The sequence below is a fragment of the Chryseobacterium pennae genome (genome assembly GCF_003385515.1).
Classification (GTDB): domain Bacteria; phylum Bacteroidota; class Bacteroidia; order Flavobacteriales; family Weeksellaceae; genus Chryseobacterium; species Chryseobacterium pennae.
Genome location: NZ_QNVT01000012.1, coordinates 102,648 through 118,002, shown reverse-complemented (window position 1 = coordinate 118,002; position 15,355 = coordinate 102,648). Strand labels below are relative to the sequence as shown.

At 38.7% G+C, this 15,355-nt stretch carries 13 protein-coding genes; 10 read left to right on the top strand and 3 right to left on the bottom strand.

Annotated elements, in window-relative coordinates; translation table 11 throughout:
* Nucleotides 1-16: 16 nt before the first annotated feature.
* From traJ to DRF65_RS13940, 10 genes are all read left to right on the top strand, one after another.
* Nucleotides 17-1,036: a conjugative transposon protein TraJ gene (traJ, locus tag DRF65_RS13985; RefSeq protein WP_115971418.1), complete on the top strand. Its 1,020-nt coding sequence runs from the start codon at nt 17-19 to the stop codon at nt 1,034-1,036.
* Nucleotides 1,037-1,038: 2 nt separating this feature from the next.
* Nucleotides 1,039-1,662: a conjugative transposon protein TraK gene (traK, locus tag DRF65_RS13980; protein WP_115971377.1), complete on the top strand. Its 624-nt coding sequence runs from the start codon at nt 1,039-1,041 to the stop codon at nt 1,660-1,662.
* A gap of 48 nt (nt 1,663-1,710) precedes the next feature.
* Nucleotides 1,711-1,998: a nitrogen regulatory IIA protein gene (locus DRF65_RS13975; RefSeq protein ID WP_115971376.1), complete on the top strand. Its 288-nt coding sequence runs from the start codon at nt 1,711-1,713 to the stop codon at nt 1,996-1,998.
* Nucleotides 1,979-3,319 (top strand): conjugative transposon protein TraM, encoded by a 1,341-nt coding sequence (traM, locus tag DRF65_RS13970; protein ID WP_115971417.1) that lies wholly within the window; start codon nt 1,979-1,981, stop codon nt 3,317-3,319. Before DRF65_RS13975 ends, traM begins: the two co-directional genes overlap by 20 nt.
* Nucleotides 3,320-3,338: 19 nt before the next feature.
* A complete protein-coding gene (gene traN / locus DRF65_RS13965; RefSeq protein WP_115971416.1) occupies nt 3,339-4,223 on the top strand; it encodes a conjugative transposon protein TraN in 885 nt (294 codons plus the stop codon).
* Nucleotides 4,224-4,233: 10 nt separating this feature from the next.
* On the top strand, nt 4,234-4,791 hold the full coding sequence (locus DRF65_RS13960) for a conjugal transfer protein TraO (protein WP_115971375.1): 558 nt from the start codon (nt 4,234-4,236) through the stop codon (nt 4,789-4,791).
* A 14-nt stretch (nt 4,792-4,805) separates the two neighbouring features.
* Complete coding sequence (locus DRF65_RS13955) at nt 4,806-5,291, top strand: DUF3872 domain-containing protein (protein ID WP_115971374.1); 486 nt, start codon at nt 4,806-4,808, stop codon at nt 5,289-5,291.
* Nucleotides 5,292-5,559: 268 nt separating this feature from the next.
* Nucleotides 5,560-6,318: a helix-turn-helix transcriptional regulator gene (locus DRF65_RS13950; protein ID WP_115971373.1), complete on the top strand. Its 759-nt coding sequence runs from the start codon at nt 5,560-5,562 to the stop codon at nt 6,316-6,318.
* 136 nt (nt 6,319-6,454) lie between these two features.
* Nucleotides 6,455-8,029, top strand: a complete 1,575-nt coding sequence (locus DRF65_RS13945) for a DoxX family protein (protein WP_185148467.1) — start codon at nt 6,455-6,457, stop codon at nt 8,027-8,029.
* Nucleotides 8,030-8,055: 26 nt separating this feature from the next.
* Entirely contained in the window at nt 8,056-8,298 is a 243-nt protein-coding gene (locus tag DRF65_RS13940; RefSeq protein WP_123947351.1) for a DUF6520 family protein, read from the top strand.
* A gap of 13 nt (nt 8,299-8,311) precedes the next feature.
* On the opposite strand, the gene DRF65_RS13935 is transcribed toward DRF65_RS13940, so the two are convergent.
* From DRF65_RS13935 to DRF65_RS13925, 3 genes are read right to left on the bottom strand one after another with little or no spacing between them, the layout of a single operon-like run.
* Complete coding sequence (locus tag DRF65_RS13935; RefSeq protein ID WP_115971371.1) at nt 8,312-10,822, bottom strand: alpha/beta hydrolase family protein; 2,511 nt, start codon at nt 10,820-10,822, stop codon at nt 8,312-8,314.
* A complete protein-coding gene (locus tag DRF65_RS13930) occupies nt 10,822-12,183 on the bottom strand; it encodes a RagB/SusD family nutrient uptake outer membrane protein (protein ID WP_115971370.1) in 1,362 nt (453 codons plus the stop codon). The genes DRF65_RS13935 and DRF65_RS13930 overlap by 1 nt, the downstream gene beginning before the upstream one ends.
* A gap of 11 nt (nt 12,184-12,194) precedes the next feature.
* Nucleotides 12,195-15,281, bottom strand: coding sequence for a SusC/RagA family TonB-linked outer membrane protein (locus DRF65_RS13925; protein WP_115971369.1), 3,087 nt, complete (start codon nt 15,279-15,281; stop codon nt 12,195-12,197).
* Between the last annotated feature and the right edge of the window lie 74 nt (nt 15,282-15,355).

Genomic DNA, 15,355 nt, shown 5'->3' with positions numbered 1-15,355 from the left:
TAAACCTCCTACTGTTATGGAATTTAATAATCTACATGAGATCCTACGGGGTCTTTACGATGAGATGCTGCCCATGTCTGAAACAATGGCGGTCGTAGCAAAAGGGATAGCGGGCCTTGGAGCACTATTTTACGTTGCATTAAAAGTATGGCAGGCCCTGGCCAGGGCAGAACCAATTGACGTTTTTCCGTTATTAAGGCCTTTCGCTATCGGTTTGTGCATTATGTTCTTTCCCACGGTTGTTTTGGGAACGATCAATGGTGTTTTGAGTCCGATTGTACAGGGAACACATAGTATGCTTGAAGGTCAGGTATTAGACCTGAATAAGTTACAGCAACAAAAGGATGAATTGGAACGCGAGGCAATGCTTAGGAATCCTGCTACAGCCTATCTGGTCTCAGATGAAGAGTTTGATAAAAAACTGGATGACCTGGGCTGGGGGTTTGAGGACATAGCAACAATGGTCAGTATGTACAGAGATCAAGCAGTCTACCAATTGAAACAGGAGATTAAACAGCAGCTACGGGAAGTCCTTGAATTGCTTTTTCAGGCGGCGGCTTTAGTTGTGGATACGATCAGGACATTTTTTTTAATCGTGCTTTCCATTTTGGGACCGATAGCCTTTGGGATCGCTGTCTGGGACGGTTTTCAGAGTACATTAACACAATGGCTCACACGATATATCAGCGTTTATCTCTGGCTCCCTGTAGCAGATCTTTTCAGCGCAATGCTTGCAAAGATTAACGCCTTGAGCATTGGTCGGGATATCGAACTGCTCAGTGACCCGAACTTCGTTCCTGACCCTGAAAACAGTATCTATCTTATTTTCATGATAATAGGGATCGTGGGATATTTTACTGTGCCCACTGTTACCAGCTGGATCATTCAGGCAGGTGGCGCAGGAAACTTTACCCGTAACGTCAGTCAGGCGGCAATGCGTACCGGAAACGTAGGGGCAGCGGCAGCAGGTGCTGTTGTGGGCAATATCGGTGGAGAATTACTTGATAATAAAAGTGGTGGACAAAAAAGCAATTGATCATGGAGTTTAAGACATTAAGAAACATTGAGAACAGCTTTAAGCAAATCAGGCTATATGCTATTGTTTTCGCTCTGCTATGTTTTGGAATAACGGGATTTGCAGTTTGGAAATCTTATGCTTTTGCGCTTGTCCAACGGGAAAAGGTGTACGTACTCGACCAGGGGAAGTCATTGATGCTTGCGCTATCACAGGACGCCTCTATCAATAGGCCTGTTGAGGCCAGGGAGCATGTGAGGAGATTTCATGAGCTTTTTTTTACACTTGCTCCGGACAAAGCTGCAATTGAAAGTAATATGAAAAGGGCCTTTGATCTTGCCGATAAAACCGCATTCGATTATTACAGCGATCTTTCGGAAAAAGGCTATTACAATCGGATCATCTCGGGTAATGTACAACAGCGTATTGAGGTGGATAGTGTAGTATGCAATTTTAATTCTTACCCATATTCAGCGACGACATACGCAAAGCAGTTTATTATCAGATCCAGTAATCTGACACGGAGAAGTCTTGTAACTACTTGCAATCTTCTGAACAGTGTTCGATCGGACAGTAATCCGCAAGGCTTTCAGATTTTAAAATTTGCTGTCCTGTCCAATAAAGACGAGGAGGTCGTTGAACGTTAAAGGTACGCCCCGCCCATAAGAAGACATTAAACTTAAATAGGGAATTTTATGAAAAATATAAGAACGACAATAGAGCAAGAGCTCGATAAACTCGACAACAAATGGCAGGCATTGCCGCTCAGAACGCAGGTCCGTTATGTCATTATCCTCTTCGCATGTTACCTGATAATTGGGATCGGTGTTCTTGTCAAGGTCTGTTATGATCTGGGGAAGGAGAATAATAATATATCAATAAAGCATATTGAAGCTCCTCCGCTCATGCAAGACGCTTCTGTAAGCAATGAAACAGAAATTAACAGAAATAAAAATCAAGAAAATGGAAGAGAAAGAGAATAATAAGAAAAGGATAAGCCTAATTGTTGACGACGATGAAGCGTCTACCGATAACAAGGGTAAGGATCTTACTGTAAGAGAAAGATTGAAAAAACCTGTGATTTTTGTTTTAATGGGTATTGTATTCATTGCCTGTCTGTACATGATTTTTAAACCTAAAGGGGAGGACAATTTAAATAAGGATAACGGGCTAAAGAATGCAGTTCCGGAGGCCAGCGACAAGGGATTACAGGCGGACAAACAAAAGGCTTATGAAAAGGAAATGATGGAGGAGCGTGATGCAGTCAAACGCAATTCGTTGATGTCCCTCTCAGATTATTGGAACAGTAATGATAGTAATGCTACGCAGGAGGTCGGTTCAAATGATAGCCGATCGGCTCAAAATTTAGCGGGGACCGGAAGTACAGGATATCAAAACCGATCGCTTACGAGCTATCAGAATGCGCAAAGTACCCTGGGAGCTTTCTATCGGGATGATGACAGGGAGAAGCTTGAATTGCGTCGAAAGGTCGATCAATTGCAGGAAAAACTATCAGAAAAAGATGTGCCTGCTGGTCCTACAATGAAAGATCAGTTGGCTTTAATGGAGAAAAGTTATGAGATGGCATCAAAGTATCTACCTACCGGAAGTCAACCTCCTACGGTTACAACATCTACTTCAGAAATGGATTCAATGATTAAGAAGAATGCCCGGACTTTACCTGAAAAGGAGAGGCTAGCTACTGTAGCAAATGAGAGAAAGGACGTTGTATCGATGCTTGCGCGGGATAAGGAAGGTGGATATGAGGCGGATTGGGGTTTGCAGAGAAGACCATTTTTTACTGTTGGGGGTATCTCACAGAGCCGTGTCATCAAGAACAGTATACCAGCGAAAGTACTGGAAACACAGACCGTTAATGGTGAGGGTAATGTGAAACTGAGACTTCAGGAAACTGCTCTGGTCGACGGTCATACGATCCCAAAGGGCAATATTGTTGTAGCAGGTGCTAAGTTTCAGGGAAATCGCTTACAGCTAAAAATTTCTTCCATTGAGGTAGCCGGGAATATCCTTCCTGTAGAAATATGGGTTTATGATGTTGATGGTCAACCTGGTCTTTCGGTTCCCAGATCTGATGAAATGAATGCTGCCGGTGAGATTGCTGCAAATATGAGTCAGAGTTCGGGTATGAATATCTCAATGTCCAGATCTACGGGACAGCAGGTGATCGGTGATCTGAGCCGAGGATTGATGCAGGGAGTTTCGGGATATTTTTCCAAGAAATTGCGGGCAATGAAAGTAACGCTGAAAGCTGGTCATCAGGTTTTGCTGGTTGCGAAAAAGTAATTATAAAAAAAACGAAAAAATGAAATCAATCAAGAAAATACTTATGATCGTCCTGTTTGCTGGACTATTCTTTAAAACGTTCGGACAGCAGTCCTTAGAGACTGGAAGGGTGGAACCCTATCGTCTTGAAGTTACCTATAATAAAACAACGCATCTTATTTTTCCAATGGCTATCAGATATACAGATCTTGGCTCAGAATATCTCTCTGCTGAGAAGGCGGAAGATGCTCAGAATGTGCTAAGGATAAAAGCCGCAGTAAGGGACTTCACAGAAGAAACCAACTTCAGCGTCATAACAGAAGATGGCAAATTTTATTCTTTCAATGTTCTTTATAATGCGGATCCGCCAGCGTTGAGTTACGATTTAAAAAAAATGCAGCAGGAAGGTGAGCGCAATAGTGTGAATAGTGTTCAATTTGAAGAGCTGGGATTTAATCCACCATCACTAACAGAGGCCGTAATTAAAACAGTCTACCACGAAAACAGGAGATATATTCGTCATATAGCTTCTAAAGCGTATGGTATTCAATATTTATTAAAAGGACTTTATGTTCATAACGGAAAATTCTACCTACATACTGAAATTAAGAATAAATCAAATGTTCCATTTGTCATAGATTTCTGTACGTTCAAGATCGTGGATAAGCAGATTGCCAAAAGGACAGTTAGTCAGGAAAGGTTGTTACAGGCACTTCGGCAGTATCCGGAAATACTACAGATCCCAGATCACTTCACTGCTTCTAATGTTTCCCTATTAGATCAGTTTACGATCAGCGATGATCAAATATTGCGTATTGAGCTTTTCGAAAAAAATGGTGGACGCAATCAGGTATTGGAGGTCGAGAATTCCGATCTGATCAATGCGAAGCCCATTTCAGAAATGAACATTCAGTATAATAAATAAAAATGATTCTATGAAAAAACATGTAATCATACTATTAATGTTGTTGATCAGCGTTAGTGGCTACGCACAACGGATGGTGTATAAACAGAAAGCTGTTGAGGTGACTGTTGGGATTCTGGACAGTAAGGAAGTAAACGGAAATTATTATCTCAATCTTACTGTGAACAGCTTCGGAAGGCATGGGAACTATTGGATCTGGGGAGGGGAATATCAAAGAAGGAATATAGCTTTTAGGCAATGGAATGTTCCGGTAGATAGTTATATGGGGGAATTAGGATTTAGTAAACAGCTCCTTTCAGATAAACGGAAATTCATCACATTGAATTTAGGTGTTACAGCAGCCGCTGGCTATGAAATCGTGAACAAGGGTGAGAATATATTATTTGATGGAGCCAGATTAGAAGATCAGAATCAGTTTGTTTATGGAGCAGGAGGAAGGCTATCTATTGAGACCTATCTTTCAGATCGTATTGTGTTCCTGCTACAGGGAAAACTTAAAGTTCTCTGGGGAACGGATCTGGAACAGTTCCGGCCGGGCGCAGGAGCAGGTTTCCGTATTAACTTTTAAAGAGAAAAACAATTATGAAGCAATTATTGGTTTATTACAGTTCAATGTCATTTGGGACATTACTATTGGGTATTATGATGATTATCGGTACGATAGTACTATCCGGTTGTAGCAAAGATAATTTAGACATTGAGGAAAACTTTCCATTTGAGGTGAAAGTCATGCCCGTACCCAAAGCCCTTTATTTGGGGGAAACAGCTGAGATACGCATATCTATTACCGCAGATGGTAATTACGCAGCAAATCAGTACCGGATCAGATATTTTCAGAATGATGGTCAGGGGACGTTAGGGTATCTGGGTGGCAAACAATTCCTGCCCAATGATTTTTATCCCATTCCGGCCAAAGAGTTTAGGTTATATTATACTTCGGAATCAACTGTGTCGCAAAGTGTTGATATATGGGTAGTTGATACTTTCGGAAATGAGAAGCAGATTTCGCTACAATTTAATAGTAGGAAGTTCGGTCCGATCCGCGATATTTTTGAGATCGCGGATTAATTGTTATTTTTGCGATAAGAAATAACCTACACTACCACAATGAAAATATGCCCCGGGCAGTCTTTGGACTGCCCTTTTTTTTGTTACAATTAATTTTAGGTTTTATGCTTTATAAAGCCTTTCGCTTTCTTTATATTAATTTTATTTCTTTATTGAGTGAAAAAATATTAGTTTAGGTAATTGGCCAATATATGATACTATATAGTACACTTTCATTACACTAGCTAAACTGCTTGGTCTGATTTTTTACTTTTATATAAGATCAATTATGAATTTATATCTTATTTCCTACTTAGATTCGATGATAGAGCACAATATTGCAATTTTTTGCAAGCTGAATTTTGTAAAATCCGCTGTGTACCTATCTGATCTTAGCCAGTTATCTTTCCGTTTGAAAAGTTTGGCAGATTTTTATTTTAAGTTCTTCCATCAGATAAATTTCTTATCCGTAGGTGTTTTTATGGTTGATTACATCTTTGAATCGGATCTTGGGGATAGCAACTTTTCAGATATAAGAATACAAAAAGTAATCAGGCAGCTCACTGAGAAAGACCTTGGCAGTAATGATGTACTTCCTGTTCACATTCGATATTCTGATAGTGATGAAATACATCTGATAGCTGGTGTCATTAAGCTAGAGAACAAAAAAATAGTTTTTATGCATCTTGTAGATCTCCACATACCTAAAAATGTGATAATGGCTATGCCGAATGATGTTTCTTATGTGAGAGAAATTTTAGAATCATATGATCCTGATAATAAACAATCGTTGCGTGATCTGGTAGCACGAAAAGGTTTCTACTATAATCAGTTTCAGAAGGATTGTAAGACATATTTTGGAGATACTTTTTACAGTTTTTTGCTGAAGAAAAAGATGATGGATTCTGTGGCTGATATTATTTTTACTAAAATGAGTTTAAAGGAGATCGCTTTTAAAAATAAGTTTGTTGACTATCCCAATATGTACAAGATCTTTTTGAAGCATAGCGTTGCTCTTCCATCGATACCTCGTCTAGCTCATTTATAATAAGCTATATTACCAATTGAAATGTTTTTATTACTAATGGAAATATAAATGTTACTAATAGAAATATAAATGTTACTAATCGAAATGTCTAATATTCCTATTCTTGCGAAATTTGTTATAATCAATACCAGTGATTATGAAGGCTGCACAATTTTTGAAAAAACACTTTATAAAAATAACAAGTATTTTGCTGGCTTTGCTATTTATTTACGCTGCTGCAAGTAAAATGTTTGATTTTGAGAATTTTCAGGTCCAATTGGCGCAGTCACCATTGTTGAGTGCTTATGCGGGTGTAATCTCCTATACAATTTTAATCGTCGAATTTGCCGTTGCCATTTTACTATTGGTCCCTCAATGGAATAGAAGGGGACTTTTAGCCTCTATCGGGTTGATGTCGGCTTTTACCTTATACATTTATCTTATATTGAATTTCAGTGACTTCGTACCTTGTTCCTGTGGGGGTATTCTCGAAAAGTTGGGATGGACCGAGCATTTGATTTTTAATATTGCATTTTTAGTATTAGCCATTGCAGCTTTATACGTTCTTGCTAAGAGAAAAGGAACAGCTGCTTTGAAAGAATTAGGCTTAGCTGGGTTCATAACTATTCTAAGTTGTCTTATTATATTCGGCCTTTTCCGGAGCTCTGAGCATATTATTAAGAAAGAAAACAATTTTACCAGACGTTTCCTTCAGCATCCGGTCATGGAGGATGGAAAATTAGATTTGGGGGTGAATTCATATTATTTTGCAGGAATGGCAAATGGTACTATTTATCTTGGAAATTTAACGGCACCGTTATTAATTACAAAGGTCGATACAGGGCTTCTGAAACTCTCCCAAACGAAAATCACACTTGATAACACAGATCATCCATTCAGGAATGTTTTGCTACAGGTGAGATTTCCAAACTATTATCTATATGACGGAACCGTCCCTATTATTTTTTGTGGAAAGCTTGGAGATTCAACTGCATATACACTTAGTTATCGAGAGGTCTTTTTTAATCAGCTTGTGGTGTTGGATTCTATGAAATTTGCATTGAGAACGCAACGCGGGTCCGATAATCAATACACTATGGCTTTATTGGATCTTAATAGGGAACCAAAAGTACAGCTAAAGGATGATATTCTTGAAAAACAGATTGATGGTGTTTTTGATGTTGATGGACAAATGATTTCCGATCTTGAAAAAAATAAGATCATATATACTTATTTCTATCGTAATCAGTATCTGGTGATGGATAATGACATGAATATATTGCACAGACTTAATACTATCGATACAACGACTACTGCCCAAATATCAATTACTAAGTTATCTGATGGAAAAATAAAGATGAATGCACCACCATATAGTGTAAACAAATTTACTGCCTTAAATGACAACCTCATTTTTAACCGTTCAAATCTGAAAGGAAAACATGAGCCAGCGGGCTCATGGAAAAATTCGTCAATTATAGACGTTTACCGGGCGGATGGTCAACAATATATTGGTAGTTTTTATATACGCAATCGAAATAATAAAGGGATGTCTTCCATGATTTCTGATGGGCATAACCTTTATGTATTGATAGATAATGAACTGCAACGTTATAAGATAAGGAACGGTGCTTTTGAAAATGACACACAGCGGAACAAGTTGTTAAGTGGACAGCTTGTTAATAATGGAGAACCAAAAAGGGAATTAGCCGAAAACCCTGTAACAGAGTAGGCAATAACCAATTAAATTATGAAGCCATGAAAAAATTACTTTTACCCGGTCTTATTGTAGCAATGGGACTTGGTGGTGCTTATGCCAGCAGTAAGTTAGGCTCCAAAGCGATGCCAACTTATCGTATTCAAGGAAGCCAATGTGTTCAGGTACAACAGGAGTGTGATGAACAACCAGGAACACTTTGTACATTTGAAGGTAATCAGCTGTATAAATTCAAGCTGAATGAAACTACCTGTTCAGAGCAACTTCACAGAAGCATCAATTAATGAAGAAGGATGCCTACTGGGCATCCTTTTTCATTTGTTTATTTATCCAGACAATATCATCTTTACCCAGCAGGAAGTAGTCGAACCAGTCGAGTACTTTTTTACTCAGGTCAATTTGTTCGGGCGTACCATCTGGAAATGAATGATCTCCATTTTGATAAAATAAGGCAACTACATCTTTTTTATAACGTCTAAGTCCTATATAAAATTCCATCGTCTGTGTATAAGGAACATTTCCATCCTTATTACCTGCCCATAGTAGTATCGGTGCACTTATTTTTTCAACACTAAGAATGGGGTTGTTTTTCAGATATCTATCCTTATCATCTGCTGGGGCCGTTCCCATCTGATAATATGTGTCAGATGCGAAATACAGCGGTTTATTCCAGTTAATACTATAGGAATAGTAATTATTGATAAAATCACTGATCCCTGCACCGGATAAATAAGCAGCAAAACGGTTTGAATGGGTGGCGATAAAATTGGTTTTATAACCGCCGTAGGACTGTCCGCAGAGTGCAATTTTTGTGTGATCGATAGATGGATTCGTCAGTACTGCGTCAAGTGCATTGTGTACACATTCCAGTGCGGAGACGCCGGGGCCACTTTCACCCACTGTAGTGTCGGGAAGAAAAACAAAATATCCCCGTTCCAGTAAAGTCCTGATCTGGATACCTTCCGGAAATATTTTGTTGGGCGAAAGATAAGAGTTTGAAAGGTGCCTCTGCATGTCATAAATGCGAACTATCATGGGGTACATCTTATTTGGATCAAAGTCGGTCGGATAAAATAGAATACCGCTGAGGTTCTTTCCTGCGGCATGATATCTGTAGACTTCCTGCTTAATTTTTTTTGCTCCGCTGTCTATAATATTGCCGTCAAATAGTAAAGTCTTTTTATTTTGTTTACCATAGGAAAACAGTGTGGGTGGAAGATTGAAATTCTCTTCCAATGTACAAAAGGATTTCATCTCAGGATCATAAATCAACTTATCAATTCTATTTTTTGTTGCCGGAATGACCTCGGATCTTGTCCCGAATTGCAATAGGTGATACGAAGTAACATTTTCATATTGATCATATATTTCGGCCAGAAGCTTTTCTGTAGGTAAATACGAAATTGCTGTATAATCATTGATTTTAAGAATATAATCCTTGATCTTTGTCATTTTTCCTGCTCCTATGTTGAGCGCTGTTAATTTGTTGAGTCCGATATTAAAGTCCCAGAGCCCATTGCTGCTTTCAAAATAGATATGATCTGATTTCGCCGAGAATACGGGTTGTTCCAAACCTGTTTTTTCTATCACCGTTACTTTGCTTCCGTCGGATTGATATAGTGACCATTTTATACCGTCATGGCTTGCTAAAAACCATTTTCCGTCAGAAGAGGTATAAATGGAGTGGTTGAGCAGTAGTGGCCATTCTTTGCCTGTCCGCTTTGTGAGCTTGATATCTCCAATATCCTTATATGAATTTGATTTAAGATCGTAAATCTGGGCACCGTTGAGTTCAGGTTCACTGGTAAGGAAGTTGTGATCCCGTCTTGGAAAGTAGGTCAGGAAATAACGGTCATTGTTGATCGATCCTACTTCAATGTTCTGCGGAACCGGAATATGCTGCAGTTTATTTTCTTTATGGCGCCAGATCCAAAAATGCCGTTGAGAAAACATCTTAAAATGTTGGTTTACATAAGGGTCATTTCCATACCAGACATCGACAAGGGAGGCCTTTTGTGTCTGAACGGCAACGCGTGCACTGATAAGAAATGAAGTGCCATTCTGTATTGTGGAAAAATTGACAATAGCATTTTTTGGAATCTGAAGCTCCAATTTATTTTTTTTGAAATTTCCGGGCTCGAAAATTACTAATCTGTCCAGATCATTGTTTTGAGTTGTCTCTATAATTATCAGTTGTTTTCCGTATTCTGAAAGAGACATTTTTCTGATCTTATTTATTGTTTGGTAAAGTACCTTCTTTTGGGAACCGGTGATTTCTACGATTTCGGATTTGCCGTCATATTGTTTACTGAAATATATTGTGTTTTTAGAATCGGTAGCAGTTATATTATCAACATTGGCAATTTCTAAAAGTTGTCTTCCAAAAGTATCATAGAGCCTGAGATAGTGGTCGGTAAATAACAATCCAAAGCTGTTTTGCTGTTCCAGTGTGTAAATCCCAATTACATTTTCAAAGTTGAAGGTCTTTCCTGTGAGAAGATTGAGAAATATTACTTTTTGTCCCTGGTTTGCCAGTACACCTTCTTCATTTAGAAATGTAAGCTGCGAGTTCTTTATCCTGTACACAGTTTGTGCATGGTTTTTCGTATTAATAACATAAACACTATCCCCATGCTGCTTGCTCAATTTTTTAATTCCGATCCATTTGGCATTCTTGGAACGATATACAACATCTGACAGATTAGCAAATTTTGCCCGCCAATTATCTACGGTATCTACATGCTGCTGAGCGGATGTCAAAAGGAGTCCTGTCAGTAACAATATTAATTTTAATGCATTTATCATCATTAGTAGCCTGTATTTTGAGGTTTTAGATTTGCATTGAGCAGAATTTCCTTTTGAGGAACAGGCCAGAAATCGTGAAAGGTTTTCCAGTTAGGTTTCACTGAGAGAAGTATATTTAGCTTTCCGTTTCTTTTTAAATCAAGAAAACGGTGTCCGGTTTCAGCAAAGAATTCACGTTTGTCTTCAAGTAGGATTTCATCCAATAAACTATCTTTATTAATAGGGTATGCCAACGGGGTAAGTTGTGCTCTCTGTTTTATCGCATTCACATAAGGTAAGGCTTCCGCAATCTTATTTTCGTGAGTGAGAACCTCTGCCAATAACAGATAGACTTCTTCAAGCCTGAAGATTATCGCATATTCGTTTGTATTTGTGTTGTTCCTATTTTTATACTTTTCTAACCTATAGTAAGTTTTTCCGTTGAATGTTACGGGCGCTATCCAATTTTGCAGACGTAGGTCGTTTGACTGAAATGAATTGATTAACGGTGCTGATATTGCATAGGTATTAGGAGCAGATGAAGTAAAGTAGTAAGCCGTAGCCTGTTGTAAAGACGCGTTATTATGAGGTTTTAGTTGCCACAGGATATGCTTTCCAGCTTTTTGAAAAACTTTATTTATATCGGTTTCCAGTTGATATAATGGACTCAGTCTGATTTCCATTAAAATAGTTTCTGCTTTGTTCCACTCCAGCTTTGCAATATATACTTTTGCTAAGAGGAATTTTGCGACCATTTTATTCGGGTAGATTCTTTCGATATCGCGATAGTCTGTCTGGAGAAGTTCAGATACCCGGATCAGATCACGTTCAATATTTGAAAGAACCTGAGCGGATGGTGACTTATTGATAGTGTTGTTAATGTTATAATCAGTAGTTTCAGGATATGGAATATCGCCGTAAAGTTGGTTTAAATAAAAGAACATAATGCTTCTGATGAGTAATGCTTCACCTCTTAGACGGTTTTTATCGGTATTTCCAATTGATGGTGAAGCTGTAACACCTTCCATAATAGAATTAGCTGTATAGATATGTTTATATGCTGCTGCCCAAACATTATAAACAATGCTGTTGGTGTCAGTTTGCTGGTTTAGAAAGATATCACGACTGTCTGATGCGACAGAAGTATAGTCTTCAAGTTCATCAGTATAAGCACTTAAATAAGTCTCAAGATCTGCTCCCGCAATGGGAGAACGTTTGTAAACTTCTGCATATAAAGCAGCTAATGCGGCATTGGCAGTCTGGACATCTTTAAATACCGTTTCCTTATCGATCTGGTTATTTGGAATATCCACTTCAATTAATTTTTCGCATCCTGCTGTGCAGAACATTGCGATAAAAAGAATGATATAATGTATTTTTTTCATGTTTTCAGAATTTAAAAGTTAAAGGTTGCGCCCAGTGAATATGTTCTCATAGGTGGTAGGAAGCCCAGTGAAAGTGATTCGGGGTCAACTCCGAAAAATTTGGTTATTGTCAATAGATTCTGTCCCTGTAGATATATTTTTACGTCTTTAAAAGGAGTGTTCTGCAAAGGAAGCCTGTAAGTTAGCTGGACATTTTTTAATCTTATAAAAGATGCATCCGAGAAAGCCGCAGTACTGGATCTGAATAAATTATGACTGCTTGAATTTTTGGTACTGTAAGGCATATATACACCTGTCTGATTTTGTTCTGACCAAACGTTCAGTACTTCAACAGGTTGGTTGCTCATAGTTCCCGGCATATTAATTATACCGTTATAGTTGCGGCCATTTCTTTTTACAAACTGGATGAGAACAGATAAATCCCAGTTTTTATAGCGGAAACTATTGCTCCAGCCACCAAAAAACTTAAATTCAAGATCTTTGATTGCCTGTCTGTCATCTGCTGCTGTTATCTTCCCGTCACCGTTAAAATCAGTAAATTTATATAATCCAGTTTTTGGATCGATCCCCTCCAGTTGATAAAGTCTGATCACACTGGTAGGTTGTCCGATTATATATTGATTTGCATAGGATGATCCTGCCAGACCGGGAAATGACAGTAGTTTATTTCTTGGAAAACTGATGTTAAAACTAGATTCCCATTGAAAATTTTTGCCTATTACTGGTCTGCCAGATACTTCAAATTCAAGACCTGTATTCTCTATTTTGGCGTCTAAATTGGCGATCACACTCGTAAATCCGGTCACTGCGGATAGTTGATAGCCAACTAGCTGGCTTGAAGATCGGTTACGGTACCATGCTGCTGTTACGTTCAATCTGTTTTTGAAGAAGCCAAGTTCAATTGCTGTTTCCAGCTTTCTTGTAATTTCCCAACTGTAGTCGGGGTTATATAGTCGGGAGGGTAATAAGCCTGTGGTATTATTATAAATTGATGAAGAGACAATGTAGTTGTTGAGATACTGGAAATCGCCGATATTGTCATTACCCGTGGCACCATAACTTCCGCGCAATTTTCCGGAACTGAGCCATTTCTGATTTTTTAAAAACTCTTCTTTAGAAAATAACCATGCCACACCCATTGCACCAAAGTTGGCGAAACGATTATTAGGACCGAACCGGCTGCTGCCATCCCTTCTTCCTGTAAGATTAAGTATATACTTACCATCATATTGGTAATTAAGTCTTCCGTAGAAAGCTGCATAGCGGTACTCGATATCTGAGTCTTCAAGCGGTAAGATGGTTTTTGCCGCACCTATGTTTGTAATGAATTGATTACTTTCGAAACCAAACCCCAGTTTCTCATCGGTATTCCTCACAATTCTCTGGAAGCTCCCCCCAACAAGTGCTTCAAGATGATGGTTCTTCCATGCCTTTTGCCAGCTTATTTGTGGTTCTATAATAAAAGAGAACACCTGCTGATTTTTTTTTCTTGCCTGTGAATTCGCACTGGATAAGCCCGCGCCGATATTTGGATTATAAGTGGTATTTGGAGTTAAAGTCAGTTCATTAATAATCGTATAGTTTAACCCCGCATTCATTTTGATTCTGAAGTTTGGGATAATTTCATATTCTGTATTCAGGTTTGTCTGGAACAGCTTGGTATCATTTTCGTATGTAGCATTATATGAAGCAAGAGGATTTGTAAATGTATTTCCGGCCCAATTTAAGCTGCCATCTTCATTATATAATTTTGGAGAAACAGGGGAAAGCATATATGCATTTCTTGTCAGATCAGTCATAATCATGTTGTTCTTCTGCTGGGTGAACATATTGGAAAGACTCAGCTGAAATCGTTTGTCACTGGAACGATGTGAGATATTGGAGTTCAACGTACTGTTACTATATTTAAATCCTTGTCCGAAAACGGTTGTTTGTTCATTGTGACCGAGACTTAGCATAAAGTTAGTTGTTTCACTTCCTCCGCTCGCTGAAAGCTGAGTACTGCTTAGTGTTGCTTTTTTTCCAAGCAGAGTCTTTAGCCAGTCCGTTTCATTATTGATGTCCCAGGTTCCATTAATGTCGTAGGCATCGATCGGATAATCTTTGATACCGTCATTTTCGTAAGCATTACGGCGCATTTTGACATATTGGTCTTTATTCAGTAGTTTGAGATTCGATATGGGTTCGCTGATACTATAATTGGAAGTAAGATTAATGTTGAGCTTTCCGGTCTTACCTTTTTTTGTTGTAATGAGAACAACTCCGTTGGCTCCCCGAGAGCCATAAATGGAGGTGGCATCGGCATCTTTTAAGACTTCTATGCTTTCGATATCGTTGGGACTGATACTATTTAAAGGACTAATATTTCCATTAGGAATAGCTGTGGATGAGATCAGGGAGTAAGAACTGGCAACTTCGGCCAAAGGGACACCGTCTATTACATATAGGGGAATGTTGCCATTTGGGGAAGTAAACGTACCGGTACGCAAACTATTTTGTCCACGTATCTGAATATCAAATCCACCACCGGGAACACCACTATTCTGAATGATATTTACTCCTGCCATACGTCCCTGTGCCGCAGAGAGTACATTTGTTATAGGCTGGTTTTCGATATCTTTTGCTGAGACCTTCGCTATACTCCCAGTTCTGTCTTTGTCCTTAACTTTATAATATCCGGCATTGACCACAATTTCATCAATTTTGTTGATGTCCTGTATCGGACGCAATGTATCCCGTGCGGTCAATGATGTTTCTGGAGAAACAATGGCTGAAGAGATTGATTTAGATTTTTTCTGCCGGATAACAAGACTATTGTTAAATATAAGTACTTCTACAGGTACTTCTTTAAGCATTTTGTTCAGACAATTGATAACCGTTTCATTTCTACATTTAGTAGCCGGAACGGAATAATTTTTTAGTTCTTCTGAAGAATAGGCATATTCTTTAACGTGCTGTGTCAGGAACTTCTTTACGGCGTCGTTTGCTGAGGTTTTTCCTGTTTCAAATGATACCTTCATGGTAGAAAGGTTCTGTTGGGCATTGATCCCATGACCGCTGAGTATAAAGAAAAGGGCGGCCGTGCAAAGATTTTTCATATTTTTGCATACTGTATTTAATAGTTGATAACTTCTGATTTTTGTCGCTCATTGAATACATGACCGGCGGTTGC